Below are 16,257 nucleotides of genomic sequence, written 5' to 3'. Positions count from 1 at the left end.
TTATTAACATCATTATGGCTATAACATGGTAAAATTCCTCACCGTAAATGCTCACTAAACGCCATTACCCCCTACTCCCCGCGGCAAAAAATGCTTATGGAGACAATTATGACACATTCACCTGCCACCCACACAACCGACATCGCCATTATTGGCGCAGGCCCCGCCGCTCTTTTTGCCGCTTTTGAATGCCGCATGTTGCGCCTCGACTGCATCTTAACTGATGTTCTTGATTGTGTAGGGGGGCAATGCGCGGCCCTGTACCCTGAAAAGCCGATTTACGACATCCCCGCTCATCCTTCCATCACGGGGGGGGATTTAATCGCTGCGTTGGAGGAGCAAATCGCCCCCTTTAACGTCCCGCGCATCCTTGGCAGCCGCATCAGCCAGCTAGAGGGGGAGGCTGGGGCCTTTACCCTGCGTAATGAGCGCGGCGATGTCATCCACGCGAAAGCCATCATCATCGCCGCTGGGGCTGGGGCCTTCGGCCCGAACCGCCCTCCCCTAGAGGGGCTAGATGTTTATGAACGCAGCGGTAGCGTGCAATATTATGTAAAAAAACGTGCCGCTTTTGAGGGAAAGCGTATTGTCGTAGCAGGTGGTGGTGATTCCGCCTTGGATTGGGCATTATCCCTCTCCGACATTGCCGAGACGCTCTATCTCGTCCACCGGCGGGACCGCTTCCGTGGGGCACCGGAGACACTGGCCCAAATCGAAGCCAAAATTGAAGCTGGTGCGATTGAGAAAATCGTCCCCTATCAACTTCATGGCCTACGCGGGATTGATGGGCAGCTCAGCCATGTTGAGGTCATTGCACTAGATGAGACCGTCCGCGCCTTAGAGGCTGATGTGCTACTGCCTTTTTATGGTCTTTCAACCGACCTTGGCCCTGTGGCCTCATGGGGGTTGGAGACGCAGCGCAGCACGATTGCGGTAGAGCCTGCCACCATGCAAACCAACTTAGAGGGCATCTTCGCCATTGGCGATGTGGCGCATTATCCCGGCAAAATGAAGCTCATTCTCCAAGGCTTTTCCGAAGGGGCCGTAGCAGCCCATGCCGCACACCATGTCGCTCGGCCCGATAAAGCCTTGCGTTTTGAACATTCCACTAGCCGGGGCCAGCCGGGTAAGGTCTGACCCCTCCCCGCTGCCCTCAGGCAATCTCTTTTAGAAAAACAACCTTAGAGGCCCCACCTTCCACGAGGGTCTCGATAGCCTTGTTGAACACACGGCCATGCTCGGTCCCCATATGGGCCTTAAAGGCGGCCTCATCGCGGTAGCTTTCCTCAACATGAAAGAGGTCCGGCTCAGCCTCTAACGTATAGACCACAAAGCGCACACAGCCCGGCTCGGCACGAACATTCTCGGCCAAAGCGGTAAGCAGACTGGCCACCTTTTCCCGATGGCCGGGTAGAGCCTTCATCGTGGCATAAAGGTTTTTCGCCATGACGCATTCATCTCCTATCATATGAAGAAAAGGCCGAGACAATAATGCCCCGGCCTCCCCTTTGTTACACGCTCTCACAAATGGGCGAAAGCTTAGCCCTTCGCACCGCGTGCCGCACGCTTACGCTCGTGCGGGTCCAGATACCGCTTACGCAGACGAATCGCAGAAGGTGTGACCTCCACCAGCTCATCATCCTCAATGTAAGCAATGGCCTGCTCAAGGCTCATCTTACGCGGAGGAACCAGCACAACGGCGTCATCCTTGCCAGAGGCCCGCATGTTCGTAAGCTTCTTCTCACGCACGGCGTTCACCTCTAGGTCATTCTCACGGGAATGCTCACCCAGAATCATGCCAACGTAAATCTTCTCACCCGCATCCACAAAAAGTGTTCCACGGTCCTGAAGCGAGAACAACGCATATGGAGTCGTTGCACCATCTTCAGCAGAGATGAGGGAGCCATTACGGCGGCCTTCAATCGCACCAGCGTGAGGCTGATAGGAATGGAAAAGACGGTTCATCAACCCAGAGCCACGTGTATCGGTGAGGAACTCACCATGATAGCCAATCAACCCACGCGATGGGATCATGAAGGTAAGACGGACTTTATCCCCACCGGATTGACGCATATCCTGCATCACACCCTTACGCAGAGACATCTTCTCCACCACAACGCCGGAATAAGGCTCGTCCACATCGATGACGACCTCCTCAAACGGCTCCTCCTGCTCGCCTGTCTCCGGATTCTCACGGAACAACACGCGAGGCCGACCAATGGTCAGCTCAAAGCCTTCACGGCGCATATTCTCAATCAATACGCCAAGCTGAAGCTCACCACGGCCTGCGACCTCAAAAGCCTCGCTCTCTGGGCTTTCTGTCACCTTAATAGCCACATTACCTTCCGTCTCCTTAAAGAGGCGGTCACGAATCTGGCGAGAGGTCACCTTCTTGCCCTCACGCCCCCCGAGCGGACCATCATTAATACGGAAGGTCATAGAGAGGGTCGGCGGGTCAATCGGTGTGGAGGGCAGCGGCTCCTCAACAGAAGGCTCGGCCAATGTATCAGGGATCGTAGCTTCAGAGAGACCAGCAATTGCAACAATATCACCCGCCTCAGCTTCCTCAACAGGTACACGCTCCAACCCACGGAAGGAAAGAAGCTTGGTGATGCGGCCGGTCTCAACCACACTTCCATCAGCCCGCAGCGCACGGATGGGCATGTTCACCTTCGCCCGCCCCTGCTCAATACGGCCTGTCAGGATACGGCCAAGGAAGTTATCGCTCTCCAAAATTGTGGAGACCATCGCGAAGGGCTTATCTTTATCCAGCCCGGGGCTGGGTACATGCTCTAAGATGAGGTCAAACAAGGCATGAAGATTCTCACGCGCGCCCTCTAGCTCCCGGTCTGCCCAGCCTTGGCGGCCAGAGGCATAGAGCATCGGGAAGTCGAGCTGCTCATCATTCGCGCCCAATGCTGCAAAGAGGTCGAACACCTCATCATGCACCTCATCAGGGCGGGCATCGCCACGGTCCACCTTATTAACAACAACCATCGGGCGCAAACCACGGGCCAAAGCCTTACCCAACACAAACTTTGTTTGCGGCAAGGCCCCCTCGGCAGCGTCCACCAAAATCACAGCACCATCAACCATGCTCAGGATGCGCTCTACCTCGCCGCCAAAGTCGGCATGGCCTGGTGTGTCGATGATGTTAATACGGGTATTCTTCCACACAACGGACGTACATTTGGCGAGGATGGTAATACCACGCTCACGCTCTAGGTCGTTGCTATCCATCGCCCGCTCGGTGACGGCTTGATTCTCGCGGAATGTGCCCGATTGCTGGAGAAGCTGATCCACCAGCGTTGTCTTCCCATGATCGACATGGGCAATAATGGCGATGTTACGGATGTCCATAGACGATCTTTCAGGAAATGACAGAGTAAAACAGGATGGTGCCCTTACTGCACCGAAACTGATTTTTTTGCAAATCCGAACCGTGTATGAGACGGACACAGACGCATATTTTTATGCTCAGACCGCTCCTTCCTCCATCAGTCAAGGACAATTATATCATGAACCATCACCCAACAGCCCCCGGCACAGATGCCCTAAGCCAACTCGGCCGCCAAACCATCCAACCGGAGTCGCCCGATAAAGCAGAGCTAGAGCGCGTCCCCGCCCCTCATAAGGGGCGGCGTTATGTTGTCCGTTTTACCGCACCAGAGTTCACTTCCCTCTGCCCGGTGACAGGCCAGCCAGATTTTGCCCATATCGTCATCGACTATATCCCACGCAATTGGATTGTAGAGAGCAAATCCCTCAAGCTCTATCTTACCAGCTTCCGCAATCATGGGGCCTTTCATGAGGATTGCTCCGTTACAATCGCCACACGCCTTGTAGAATTGCTAGAGCCAGAATGGCTCCGCATCGGGGCTTATTGGTACCCGCGCGGGGGTATGCCGATTGATGTTTTCTGGCAAACAGGCCCTGCCCCTACAGAGGTTTGGATTCCCCCCCAAGATGTGCCCGGTTATCGGGGGCGTGGCTAAGCCGCTCTCCCCTTAAAAACCGAGTGTGACATCACCGCCAATCAAAATACGATTCTGATGCCGGAAATCCGCAAAAGGCCGCGTGTTGTTTAAAGAGCGGTCAAAGCGGATTTCTGGCCGAATTTGCAGCAATTTTACATGATGGCCAAGCTGCGGCCGCCATACCGCATTGAGGGAAAAATCCCCATAAGTGGTCGCTGGTGCGCTATAAGTCCGCGCCGGTAAACCCAATAGGACACGCCCATAAGAGCCATCCTCTGGATATTGCACGATGAATTGCCCTGTCGAATCCCGATAGACTTCCGCGCGCGCGTTAATGGTTAGGCTAGAAGTCGCCGCATAAGCCCCCCAGAGGACGCCGCTCCATGTATTGGCCTCCAACCCTTCATCATGGACCTGTGTGGCCTCGGCTGTGAGGCTCCATTTAGGGGTAATCTGCCATGTCGCATTCAGGTCATTCCAATAACGTTGCGCTTCATGCGCACGATGAGTCCCCAACTGGCGGCGCGCATCCTCCGGCCCGACACGCAGCAGATAGGTTACCGATACCGCTCCCCCGGCAAGCTGGCTGGCATTAAACCCCACATAACCAGCAGGACGCCCATTATTATTCCCACGGCCAAAAGATTTTTGATTCCCCGCATCTACACCAAACAACACCGCATAATGTAAGTTAAAATGCCATTGCCCATAAAACCCAACATGCTCAAACGGGTTAGAATATTGCGCGGTATAGGTCATCGTATAAAATGCACGCCCTGCCGGGTTTAGCACCTCTACCCCCATAGGGGAGGCGAGAATACCCGCTTGAACATCCAGCCCTTCCTTCGTCAACCAGGGCATATGCAGAGCAATATTGGCTTGAATGGGCGTGATTTGATAGCGATCATGCTTCAACCAACGATCAGAAATCCCCGTGATGACATAAGCCCGCGCATCCGAGCCATAGAGCATCTGAATATTCGCCCCCAACCCGTAGCCTCCGCCAATAGGATCAACCGGTTTGGTGATGGTCAACGCCACCTGATTCAGTAACCCTGTATCGCTATGTGATTGCAAAAGCTGACCAAAGTTCATCCCGTTATGAGGGTGCCCACTATTGGCCATAGCCCCCGCCTCTAGCTGAAGGCCGACATCAATATCGGAGAACCAAGTCTTCGTCTCCGTTTTCGCTGCAACAGGCTGCCCCGTAGCTGAAGCAGACACAATAGGAGCCAAGGAGAGCGTCCCTCCCTGCTCTGAGGGGGCAGCATAAGCGGCCTGCCCCTCATAACCAGCCGTACCACATAGCCCCATCACCAGAAGATACCGCCAGTTCCACATGAAACGTCTCGCTTATTGTTTCGCTTGCGTAAGTATATCCTTTTCCGCAAAAACAAAACAACCGCAAAATAAGCCGCTAGAACGCAATGGCCGTCTCAAGATCGATCAACATCGCATCTTTATAGCGTTTAATGGCCCCGGGGTTCCAAAGATATTGCAAGCCGGGGCGCAAAAGCAGCCAACGAGCAGGCCGATAGCCGTAATTCAGCTCAATCGCTTCCTCAGAGTGAGGCGCGTACAGTCCCGCCCCACGGCCAGAGCGTTGGAGATGTTGAATCCAATGCGTCACTTTAGGATTCGCCCAAAGGACCTTCATCCCCAAGCTAATTGTATCATCTGGGCGGCTTGCGAATGTCCCCTTCCGCGTAAGACCGGCCGTCATATAATAGGGCGCAATAGCCGTGCGCGGGTCCCCCCAAGTAAAGGAGCCAAAAAACGCCGTCCCACGATGCGGGTCCGCCTCATCACGCTGTAACATCCGGTCAAATTGAAACCACCCACCAAAACGACCACGCACCTTAGTAAGCGGGGCTCCCTCCGCAGCTGAAGGGGGAATCCCGTAAGTGCCCATCTGGCCGTATACATTCTTCACCTCAGAGGTATCCCAATAACCGCCCACCTTCACATTGGTTTGCAGCGGGCCGCTATAATCATCCTCTCCCCCTTGGTGCCAGCCTAACTGAAAGGGCAGAAACGTCCCTGTCGCCCCGTGTAGATTCATCTTCCAACCATTACGCACGCCAGAGATGGTTGGGTCCACGCTATACACCCCAAATTGCACCAGATAATGATCATTCCCCGCGGGGAAAAACTTTACCCATGCCCCCGGATGCGCCGTAGGGTAAAACCCATAACCTGAGTTCATCGCGATGGATTGGGGCATCCCGCAAATGCCGTTATTTTGGAATTGGCAATATAAGTTCGCCCCCCAATAGGTGGAGGATTGCTCAAAGTCATTCTCGGTATTAATTTCACCAAACTCAGTCTGGACGTAGTGATTCCAGTGCATTTCCCAGCTTAACCGCCCTAAGCGCATAGTCTCACCTGCGCCATAAATCTCCATCGGGCTGTTAATCACGGGCAAGGTATTCCCCAACCCTGCCCCCTGCCGCGCGAGAGTCAGAAAATGCAATACACCAGCATTGAACTCTAACCCTGCTAACTTCTTTAGGTCAAAATCGATCGATAGAGCTTCCTCATCAGCGTAACGTGCTGCGCGGGACTTCCCACCAAACGGATTACCAGCGGAATCAGAAAAATACCGCCCCCCTACAGTGATACCATGGTCAGATAGCCATGTACGTGCACCCCACGGGTCCCCAAAAAAACCATCCTGATTGATAAAGTCGTGCCAACTATTGGGCAGTAGCCCTTTTTGTCGCGCCGTTGATGCTGGCTCTTCCGCTGCCCCACGAGAGAAAGAATCCCCAGGAATAGGCAAAGGTGTAGAGGCAAAGGCCTTCTCCTCATCCCTCTTTAACCCGTTATAAGAGCTAGATTTTAAAAGAGCCGCCTTCTCTTGAGCATTATCCGTTTCTCCATCAGGCGTGAGTGTACCTTCAGTAGATGGGGTCGTTTTAGGGGCGCTTATAAAAGGCTTACGCGGGATTGTATGGGCAAAAGCACTATGGCAACCCAGCAACATACACATGGCCATCGCCATTGCTGCATTAGCCCTTTGCCATATTCCACACATAAACACGCCTTTATAGCCATTAAGCGGACAGAAGGCCGAAGGCCATTATAGGAATGACGAACTTCAGCATGATATGCCAAATGAGCTACCAAAAGCTCTGCGGCATTGAGTGCGAGAGGAACTCCGCTCCCCTTTATATAAATTTTATCGTTAACTTCTAGTGGTAAAGTCTGTTTATAAATTAAGATACCTTTTTAGGGAAGGACACAGCACCGCCTTTAAAGATGGTAGGCCCGCTCTAAACGACGCAAAAAAGGTAACAACAGCGTTAATACAACACACAGCCCCACACAGCCTAAAAAGAGTGTTCTAAATAATGCGCCATAACCAGCCATACCGCCGCTACCATCAGCGGGTAAACTTGCTAAATCTGCTACAAGACTACCAAGATACATCCCCACCCCCCAGAGGAGGAACAACCCGCCCATTAATACCGCGCTCACCCGCGCCGGGGCATAACGTGCAACAATGGCAAGGCCTAGGCCAATCGTCAGCAACTCCCCAAGGGACATCGTGCCATAACCCGCCACCATAACCCATGGTGAAACCAGCCCCGTGTTATGTGATGTCGCCACCCACCAAATAAGAAACGCCACCCCTACTAAAACATAACCACAGATAATCTTTACCGCTGGGGACGCGTCACGCCCTTTCATCGCGCTCTGCCGGTAAAGCCACGCCAAAAACGGGCTAAAAAGCATAACGGAAATTGGGTTAAGGGCCTGAAACTGCCCCGCAGACATCGTAAAGAGCCGGTATGGCCCTAGCTGATACACACCAGAGACATCCCGCATCGCAAAAAGCGTTAGCGAAGTTTGCATTTGCTGATAAAAAATCTGATAAGCCATCGTCTGAGTGGACAAGATATAAGTCAACAGCAAACCCGGCCGTTCTGTCCGCTCTGCTCGGAGATATAGCCACACCCATAAAAGGACCAAACCAAACCCAGCGATGATGATGCATAAGCGCACTAATGCCGCACTATGCAACACCCATGTGCAAAACCCCCACACCACAATAAGCGCAAGCAACACGCCTGCACTCACCATCCCTTTGGATAACGGGCTTACCAACCGTTCCACCAACGGCATAGAGGGCGGCTCCCCCACAGACTGAGAGGTCACAGATTCTGCACTACGTTGGGCGAGAAAACGGCGCATATACCCGCCCTCTAAGGCGTAATAGCCCAGCCCAATCAACAACCCTACAACGCAAGCAAGAAACGCCACCGCCGCCCCGTAACGCTGCTGAAGCCACGGTGTCAGCAACATTGAGACGGTCGAGCCGACATTAATGGCCATATAATAAAGCGTAAAAGCGGCATCCAAAGCCGTGCCATCCCCCGCATAAATCCGCCGGACCAACGTCCCAGCATTGGGCTTAAACAAACCATTGGAGAGAGCAATTAATGTAAGGGCAGGCAAAAATACCATTTGATGCCCTAAGGAAAGGGCCAGCAAACCATAGCCTATTGTTAAGCCAAAGGCCCCTAAAAGCATGGTCCGCCGTGTGCCTAAGCACTGATCCCCCAGCAGCCCTCCCAAAACGGGAAGGCTGTATATGAGGAAGCCTAACCCCCCTTGCATGAGATTGACGTCATGATCACGCATATGAAGTTGCGCGACCATAAAGATCGTCAATACGGCCTGCATACCGTAATAGCCAAACCGCTCCCATAGCTCTATAGCCATGACAACAGCAAAAGCCCGCCGCCGCGCGGAGAGGAATGTCACATCTAAGCGCGGAAGGTCAGACATAAGGCCATGTTACTCCATTACGAGGGAGAAACTACTATTCATCCCTTTACTTACGCAAAAATCAACCACCAGCGAGGTGAAACCCATCCACCAGCGCAACCCCTGCCAGCCCTAGCAGGCACAGCCCCACCACAAAAACCACCGCAACCAAAAGGCCAAGCAGGTTCGATTGCCGAACACGTTGCCAAAAGAACATGCCCCCAAACATGAGCCTTACCCTTTTTGTGATTCTGGCTTGGTTTGCTCCGCCTTCTCCTCAGCTTCCCGCCTTATAAGGGCTTCAAGCTCTGGGGAGATTGTCCCAAGAACAATGCGTAAGCTCACCAGCAAATTACCAGCCGGATGGGTCTTAGTCGCAGCGATGCCACGCCCGCTTAACCTAAGGATTGTCCCGCTATCGGAATGTGGCTTTACCTTCAACGCCACGGTCCCGGCAGGGGTCCGCACGTGAATCTTCCCCCCCAATATAGCGGTTGCTAAGTCAATATCCTGCACGACGCGGAGGTCCCGCCCCTCGCGTTTATAATAGGGGTCCTCTGCGACATGGACTTTTAGCAACACATCCCCCGCAGGGCCGGGGCGGCCATCCATACCGGGTTGCCCCGGCTCACCTTTGCCTTTTAAGCGCAGAGTCTTACCGTCCTCAATCCCGGCGGGGATGCCAACTGAGACCTCGCGCCCTCCGCCAAGACTTACCTCCCGGCGCGTCCCTAAGGCACATTCCTCCATACTAATCCGCAACTCGCCATGGAGGTCCTCACCACGGCGCGGCCGTGCAGAGCGAAAGCCACCACCACCAAAACCGCCCCCACCAAAGGCACCGCCAAAAATATCGCCTAAATCTTCCGCGGTGAAACTCCCCCCTTGGAAGCCCCCGCCAAAACCACCAAAGCCACCACCGGGGCCAGCACCTGCCCCACCAAAACCACCCCCAAAAGGACCACGCGGCTGGCCGTCCGCATCAATCTCGCCACGGTCAAACTGCCCGCGCTTTTCCTCATCCCCTAGGACTTCGTAAGCTTTACCAATTTCCTTAAACCGTTCTTCCGCCTTGGCATCACCAGGATTACGGTCAGGGTGATATTGCTTAACTAAACGGCGATACGCACTCCGAATCTCTTTATCGGTTGCTGTATTACTAACACCAAGAACCTTGTAAGGGTCGGTTGCCATTATTGCCCTGTCGCCTCCAGATTCGTATCATCCAACAAATCAATCAACACCGCCAAAACGCGGTCCCGCCCATAACCTGCCGTCTCGGCCTCTTTAATGAGGCATTGCAAACGAGGACGCAAAAAATCAGCTGCTGATTCTGTCGATGCTTCAACCATATAAACCTCTCTCTTTTAAAAGAAGTGGGGTGTTTGTCAGATAAGGTCAATAGAGGATACAAACATTACCTATGCGTTCCCCTCCCCCATTATGGCTTGCTTTATGACCACCCCACCCCGCCGCCTCATTATTACAGGGAGCGACCACCGCTATTTCCCGCTCCTCCAAGAGCTTGTGGCCTCCTTACGGCGTTTCCCTCATCTCGCAACGATAGAGATTGCCTGCATTGACGGCGGGCTAAAGCGAACGCACATCCACTGGCTTAAACAACAGCATATCCTCCACCGCGCCCCGCGTCACTTTCCTCATGTCTCCCCGCGCGCCCTCCGTAAACGCCCTCATCTCGCCATTGAACTCTCTAAAATGGCGCTTGACCAGCTTTTCCCTGATTATGACACGCTATTATGGCTAGATGCCGATAGTTGGGTGCAGGATTGCTCCGCTATTGACCTCCTCCTCCACGCTGCAGAGCAAAAGGAGCAACCCCTCGCCATCATCCCGGAGCTTTTCCTCCATAAGCCGTTATTTCGGCTCCGCTGGCTTGCTTTTTCACTCACGCAGCTGCGCTCCATTCTTTATAAAAATGCCCGTATAGCGCACCTGCCCCGCCATTTATGCCGCGCCATTGGGGTACGCCCCACCCTCAATGGCGGGATCTTTGCCCTCTCCCGCACTGCACCGCACTGGCCGCGCTTACGCTATTGGCAAGAACGTGTCTTACGCTATGGGAAGATATTTAGCTCCAGCCAACTCGCTTTTGCCTTAACCAGCTATCATGATAACTACCCCATCGCCTTTATGCCTACAGGGTGTAACTATCTCGGGCCATGGATGCTTAACCCGCAAACAGGTCAGCTCTGCGAGGTTACCTTCCCTCATAACCCGGTGGGGATTGTTCATCTCGCAGGATATGATGCCATGCGGCTAGACCCCAAGGTAACATTGACCATCCCAGACCTAAACGGCACCCCTCACGCCCTCAACCTACGCTTCCCCTCAATGCAGATTCAGCAAGAGCAGAACGGGAATCTTAACGCGTAAAGGCCCGTAGGAACATATTCTGCCCATTATGTTCCTCCACCTTCAAGGTGGTACCTGCAAGTTCACGCCCCTGCCAACCGGCCCCGAAAGCTACATAGAGCGAGATAGCATCATCCATGCGCTTCCCCGTTGCCGCTACAGCGGCTGTCCGGCGGGATAAAAAAGCTTGTTGGGAGTTAAGAACATCCAAATAACCTGTCAGCCCCGCCCCATAAAGCTTACGCGCGCGTGATAACGCTAATGCAGCTTGTGTGGCGGATTCGCGCTCTTGGCGGACAAGCTCATTATCCTGCTCCCAATCGTCCAAACTATCTTCCACCTCGCGGAAAGCATTTAGGACAGTCTGCCGATATTGTAAGCGGCTTGCCTCAGCCTCGCTCCGCGCTTGAGCGATTTGCGCACTATATTTCCCCCCATGCAGGACGGGTAAAGAAGCCATCATCATGACATTCCAGCTCATCCCACCAATCTGAAAGGCCTGATAGGCCGCAGAGGCATTGGGGTTAAACGTCAGCGGAATGCTAAAGTTAGGATACAGATTAGAAATTGTAATCCCAATACGAGACACACTGGCAGCATAACGCCGCTCTGCGGAGCGAATATCAGGCCGATTGGTCAGCACGGTGGACGGCAACATCGCCGGGAAAGGCGGCAATGTCGGGATAGGCCGCCGTTCCTCTAGGTCTGGCTGCTCTTTACCGGGCATTTCCCCCATCAGCACATTAATAGAATGAATCAACTGCTCCTGCCGCGCATGGAGGGGGGGGAGACGTGCTAATTCGGCATGTTCTTCTGTTCGGGATTGCGCAATAGCCAGCGAGTTGCTCACCCCATTCGCATAAAGACGCTCCACCATATGCGTACTATCACGCGCCGTGCGGATGGATTGCTCTGTCACGGTGATTTGCGTCTGAACGGTGCGTAGCTCAATATAATCTGTCACAAGCTGGCTAAGGAGAGAGAGCAAAAGGCCGCGGCGTTCCTCGATGCTGACTTCAACTAATCTTTTACGCTCTTGCACCTGCCGAGCGATATGGCCAAAAATATCAATCTCCCAGCTCGCACGCGCGCCATAGGTCAGAACAGAGGCATTAGGGTGGTTGTTAGGGTTACCGGGACGTAATGGCCAGTTATCAACATTAATAGAGTAGCGATTATCACCCCCACCCGCATTAGCATCAAGCTGTGGATACCAATTCGCCTGCGCTTGGCGGCGAATGGATTGCTCCGCCAAAATATGTTGAGTAGCAATTTGGAGGTCGTAATTACCTTTAAGTGTTTCTTCCACCAAGCGATTTAACACCGGGTCCCGGAACTGTGCCCACCAATCCCGCAAATTTGCCTCTGTCTCGGCGATTTCCTCTTTTGTGGCAGGGTGAGGCTGGCTAGAGAAATGGTCCGGTACCTTCATTTTCTCCGGTTTATATTCCGGCCCTACCATGCAAGAGGTCAGAAAAAGACAGCTACTTACAAGGAGGGGGAGAAAACGCGGTTTCATCTCAAAGGTGATCCTGCAACCATGTTGTAAGTAAGCCCCGTCCACCGGCCTTCTCTTTCCCCACCGCAACGGTGGCCGTCATACCAGCCGAGAGAATAACCTCGGGGGGAACTTCATCAAGTTCAATACGCACAGGGATGCGCTGAGCAAGCCGCACCCATGTAAAGATTGGGTTCACATCCGGTAGGCCAAGCTTATCAGACACGCCATTTGTATCGTTAATACCACGACCAATACTAACAACATGCCCCTTGAGGATATGGCGGTACCCCATAAGCTTAATCCGCGCGACATCCCCTACATGCACGCCGTGCATCTTTGTTTCTTCAAAATAGCCGTAAACCCAATAGCTATGAGCATCAATCACGGCCATACGCGGCTGACCCGCAGTGACATAATCCCCGACCCGTAAATTAAGATTCGTCACATAGCCATCAACAGCTGCATAAACAGTGGAGCGTTGGAGATTCAGCAAAGCGGTATCGAGAGCGGATTGCGCCTCCTCTACGCGGGCGCGGCGCACTTCCATCTCGGAGTTAAAAACGTCCTGCTCCTCTCGCGAGACCACGCCACCAAGTCCCATACGGCGATGAGCGTTCATCATGCTCAATTTATAATCTTCTGTAAGGCCAGCAAGACGAGAGCGTGCTTCGTCAATCCTTAGCCGAAATCGTAATGGGTCGATGGTAAAAAGCGGGTCACCACGATGGACAAACTGGTTATCCACAACGGGGACAGACACAACCGTGCCCGAAACCTCCGGCGTGGCTGTGACAACATACACACGCACACGCCCATCGCGCGTCCACGGGTCAAGGACGTAAAGGTCCCACACCACATAGCCAAGCCCTACAGCTAAGGCGATAATAATAAGTGTAAAAATTGGACGTATAAGACGCCGGAACCAGCTCATACCCTCCGCTCCACTTCACACATAAAGAACAAGCAGACAGAGAACACAGACATAAAGTCCGATCTCAAACAGAGCGACATGCCAGAACCAGCCTAACGCTCCCATGCGCCATAATATATATCGCAACACTAATGTTACGAATACAGCCGCTACAGCATAAACGGCAATGGGAGATACGAAAACACCGCACAGGCTAACTTCCGAAAGCATCACACCCCTCCCCCCCAAATTATGGAGGGTTTTTCAGGCGGTCTTACGGATGATTTACTCACGTCACTCTCCACTGAGCTAGAGCGTCCGGGCGTCTTAGCCCTTCCCTAGCAAGGCAGCCCTGCGCAAAAGGCTGCTCCCCTCACTGTCACAGCGCAAAAGAGTCCCCCAAATCACTTTTTCCGGCGTGAGAACATAGACCTAACAAGACGCCAGGCCTGTCCCCCCATATACCGTCCAACTGGCCCACCCGCCAAACTGAGAATAGCGGAAATCCCTATAGTCTGTTTGAACTCACGCAACTTGTCATCACGCTCCTTCCGAGCGCGTGCCTCTGCCAAGCCGGGGTGCCCAGCGCGTAATCCCAACAACAAAAAGATGACAAAAAACCACAGATCCACGCCTAAAACACACACCGCAGACAATAGCGCGCCAAAGTGGCAAAGCTCAGAAAATAGTGCCCATAAAACAGCGTGAAACGTAATGGCCGCAAAAGCTAGAAAAATAGCTGCAACTATTAAAAAGCCGAACCGCAAGCCATGCCGTTTAGCACATTCTTGAAAAATCTTGCCCTGAGCAGAAAATACTGCCTGACCAATCTCTAACAGACCATTCATAATGTAACTGCTGCCCCTCCCCATTTTATGCGACACAACGCCATATGAAGGAAAAACTGCCTCCATATATGTCGTAGGCTATAACGCCATTATAGCACCCTGGAAGAGAAAATAAAAATTTTCTGCCGCCATGCTGCAAAACCGCTTAATATGCAGAAGGTATCTGTCCATCATACCTGCAAAAAAAGGCATAAAAATGGCTTTTGCCAATTTTATGCCTTTATTCGTAACAAACTTGCAATATTTAACCGATAACCTTCCCTCAATCCCATCTCGCACTGCCTGACAACCCATCAGACGTGACCTCCTTTTTATTTATATGGTATCTGCACTCTTTATGAATATAGCTCCTGCACGATATAGACGCCGATCCTTACCGGAATGGTTAAAAGATGATCTATTCTTTTCCATCAAAACACTTGTAATTGGCTGCCTTACAATACCATTTTTTACAACATCACGTGCGGCATCAACAACGCCATTACATAATATACCTGCGCCCTCTTCAAACTATTATTGGGTTGTGCCAGAACAAAGCCTTACGGCCATCATAACGCAAAATAATGAGCAAGAATTACCTTACTTTTTAGAGCGCGATAGTTACTCTCTTGCCGATGTTGAGACGTTAGCTCTTACTTACCCTCAAACGATTCAAGCTATTCTCCTTGATAGTACTACATCAATCATCGCATGTGCCCGGGCTTGGTTTCAACCACTGCATAATACAGGCCAATGCGGGCAACCTGCTGGCTATTTTCGTAATATGCTCTTTTGGGATCCATCAAGGCTCACAACCCCACCCCACTGGGCTGACCTCTGGGACGTAGCGCGCTATCCCGGCCAACGTACCTTCTTTAAAGGGCCACGCATAACATTAGAGATCGCCTTATTGGCTGATGGTGTCCCCCCCTCACATATTTACCGACAGCTTTCCACCTCACAAGGGATTGACCGCGCTTTTCGTAAGCTTGACCAGTTACGCCCTTATATTATTTGGTGGTCCTCTGCCTCACAAGCTTATCATATCCTCAACCGCCGTTCTGTCCTCATGGGCGTTGCACCCAGTGCGGTAATTCTTGCTAGCCAATCACTGCAAGACTCGGGCCGTAGATATCAAATACAAGGCAATAACATCCTATATCTCCCCGCTGTATGGGATATTCCCTCTACATTATCACCAGAGAAAACTAACGAAACAAAGGCAATACTCCTAACTGACCCCCCACATATAGCCAATCTACCAGCACACTTACCTACCGAATCACTTGAAATTAGTGAGAGTTTCTGGGCATCAAATGCATTGTTACTCGGTGCCCGTTTTAATGCGTGGCTTGCCAACACACCATCCCCTCTCCCTTAGGGAGTATATCTCAGCAATGACGGACCATCTCCCCTTTTGGCAGACAACCCCTCTGACCGACATGACGTCAGAACAATGGGAATCGCTCTGCGATGGCTGTGGTCGTTGTTGCCTTAATAAACTGCGCGATGAAGATACAGATGAAGTCATCTGGACCAATGTGTCTTGTCGCCTGCTTGATACACAAACATGCCATTGTACCGACTATCACCGCCGGCATAAGCGAGTCCCTGACTGTATCTCCCTCACCCCCGCTTTATTGGATGAGATAGATTGGCTCCCCCCAAGCTGCGCCTATCGCCTCCTCCATGATGGGTATGATCTGCCAGACTGGCACCCCCTCCGCAGTGGGACGAGCGAGACCGTCATCAAAGCGGGGGCCTCCGCAAGTGGTCGCTGCCTTAATGAAAAACAGGCCGGATTATTAGAAGACCATATCACCGACTGGCCCGGTGCATGGCCCGAACATGCCCCGCCCTGCCTAGCACGCCATAACCGCTATACGCGCTCATAAT

17 protein-coding genes are annotated in these 16,257 nt (G+C 52.7%); 5 read left to right on the top strand and 12 right to left on the bottom strand.

All coding sequences use genetic code 11. The features are described from left to right. Window positions 1-108 precede the first annotated feature (108 nt). Window positions 109-1,137, top strand: coding sequence for an NAD(P)/FAD-dependent oxidoreductase (locus NQF64_RS06465; protein WP_266106871.1), 1,029 nt, complete (start codon window positions 109-111; stop codon window positions 1,135-1,137). Window positions 1,138-1,153: 16 nt separating this feature from the next. On the opposite strand, the gene NQF64_RS06460 is transcribed toward NQF64_RS06465, so the two are convergent. Further along, the gene (locus NQF64_RS06460; protein ID WP_180794229.1) at window positions 1,154-1,447 is read right to left on the bottom strand and encodes a putative quinol monooxygenase; all 294 of its coding nucleotides are present in this window, start codon (window positions 1,445-1,447) and stop codon (window positions 1,154-1,156) included. Window positions 1,448-1,539: 92 nt separating this feature from the next. Further along, window positions 1,540-3,360, bottom strand: a complete 1,821-nt coding sequence (gene typA, locus NQF64_RS06455; protein ID WP_155573793.1) for a translational GTPase TypA — start codon at window positions 3,358-3,360, stop codon at window positions 1,540-1,542. Between the two features lie 158 nt (window positions 3,361-3,518). Here typA and queF point away from each other — a divergent pair, with 158 nt between their 5' ends. Beyond that, window positions 3,519-3,995, top strand: a complete 477-nt coding sequence (gene queF, locus NQF64_RS06450; RefSeq protein WP_266106870.1) for a preQ(1) synthase — start codon at window positions 3,519-3,521, stop codon at window positions 3,993-3,995. Between the two features lie 12 nt (window positions 3,996-4,007). On the opposite strand, the gene NQF64_RS06445 is transcribed toward queF, so the two are convergent. The 6 genes from NQF64_RS06445 to NQF64_RS06420 form a co-directional block, all read right to left on the bottom strand. After that, window positions 4,008-5,318, bottom strand: a complete 1,311-nt coding sequence (locus tag NQF64_RS06445) for an outer membrane beta-barrel protein (RefSeq protein WP_266106869.1) — start codon at window positions 5,316-5,318, stop codon at window positions 4,008-4,010. Between the two features lie 76 nt (window positions 5,319-5,394). Then, on the bottom strand, window positions 5,395-6,981 hold the full coding sequence (locus tag NQF64_RS06440) for a carbohydrate porin (RefSeq protein WP_266106868.1): 1,587 nt from the start codon (window positions 6,979-6,981) through the stop codon (window positions 5,395-5,397). A gap of 251 nt (window positions 6,982-7,232) precedes the next feature. Further along, complete coding sequence (locus tag NQF64_RS06435; protein ID WP_266106867.1) at window positions 7,233-8,771, bottom strand: peptide MFS transporter; 1,539 nt, start codon at window positions 8,769-8,771, stop codon at window positions 7,233-7,235. A gap of 61 nt (window positions 8,772-8,832) precedes the next feature. After that, a complete protein-coding gene (locus NQF64_RS06430) occupies window positions 8,833-8,979 on the bottom strand; it encodes a hypothetical protein (RefSeq protein WP_266106866.1) in 147 nt (48 codons plus the stop codon). 5 nt (window positions 8,980-8,984) lie between these two features. Further along, window positions 8,985-9,944 carry a DnaJ C-terminal domain-containing protein gene (locus tag NQF64_RS06425; protein WP_099026971.1) on the bottom strand — a complete coding sequence of 320 codons (960 nt, stop codon included), beginning with the start codon at window positions 9,942-9,944 and terminating at the stop codon, window positions 8,985-8,987. After that, window positions 9,944-10,102: a hypothetical protein gene (locus tag NQF64_RS06420; RefSeq protein ID WP_196424626.1), complete on the bottom strand. Its 159-nt coding sequence runs from the start codon at window positions 10,100-10,102 to the stop codon at window positions 9,944-9,946. Before NQF64_RS06420 ends, NQF64_RS06425 begins: the two co-directional genes overlap by 1 nt. 103 nt (window positions 10,103-10,205) lie before the next feature. Here NQF64_RS06420 and NQF64_RS06415 point away from each other — a divergent pair, with 103 nt between their 5' ends. Then, on the top strand, window positions 10,206-11,144 hold the full coding sequence (locus NQF64_RS06415) for a glycosyltransferase family protein (protein ID WP_266106865.1): 939 nt from the start codon (window positions 10,206-10,208) through the stop codon (window positions 11,142-11,144). Here NQF64_RS06415 and NQF64_RS06410 read toward each other — a convergent pair. The 4 genes from NQF64_RS06410 to NQF64_RS06395 all read right to left on the bottom strand — a co-directional run bounded on the left by NQF64_RS06410 (window position 11,134) and on the right by NQF64_RS06395 (window position 14,382). Next, window positions 11,134-12,642, bottom strand: coding sequence for an efflux transporter outer membrane subunit (locus tag NQF64_RS06410; RefSeq protein ID WP_099026973.1), 1,509 nt, complete (start codon window positions 12,640-12,642; stop codon window positions 11,134-11,136). The genes NQF64_RS06415 and NQF64_RS06410 overlap by 11 nt on opposite strands. Before the next feature lies 1 nt (window position 12,643). Then, window positions 12,644-13,555: an HlyD family efflux transporter periplasmic adaptor subunit gene (locus tag NQF64_RS06405; RefSeq protein ID WP_099026974.1), complete on the bottom strand. Its 912-nt coding sequence runs from the start codon at window positions 13,553-13,555 to the stop codon at window positions 12,644-12,646. A 15-nt stretch (window positions 13,556-13,570) separates the two neighbouring features. Beyond that, the gene (locus NQF64_RS06400) at window positions 13,571-13,765 is read right to left on the bottom strand and encodes a DUF1656 domain-containing protein (protein WP_099026975.1); all 195 of its coding nucleotides are present in this window, start codon (window positions 13,763-13,765) and stop codon (window positions 13,571-13,573) included. A 173-nt stretch (window positions 13,766-13,938) separates the two neighbouring features. Then, a complete protein-coding gene (locus NQF64_RS06395; protein WP_099026976.1) occupies window positions 13,939-14,382 on the bottom strand; it encodes a hypothetical protein in 444 nt (147 codons plus the stop codon). 523 nt (window positions 14,383-14,905) lie between these two features. Between NQF64_RS06395 and NQF64_RS06390 the strand changes: the two genes are divergently transcribed. Beyond that, a complete protein-coding gene (locus NQF64_RS06390; protein ID WP_266106864.1) occupies window positions 14,906-15,742 on the top strand; it encodes an extracellular solute-binding protein in 837 nt (278 codons plus the stop codon). A gap of 16 nt (window positions 15,743-15,758) precedes the next feature. Continuing rightward, window positions 15,759-16,256, top strand: coding sequence for a YcgN family cysteine cluster protein (locus NQF64_RS06385; RefSeq protein WP_099026978.1), 498 nt, complete (start codon window positions 15,759-15,761; stop codon window positions 16,254-16,256). The last annotated feature ends 1 nt before the right edge of the window (window position 16,257 follow it).

It is taken from the genome of Bombella saccharophila, assembly GCF_026385475.1.
In the GTDB taxonomy this organism is placed as follows: Bacteria; Pseudomonadota; Alphaproteobacteria; order Acetobacterales; family Acetobacteraceae; genus Bombella; species Bombella saccharophila.
Note: the sequence above shows the minus strand (reverse complement) of the source record. Positions and strands in the feature narration are given on the sequence as shown.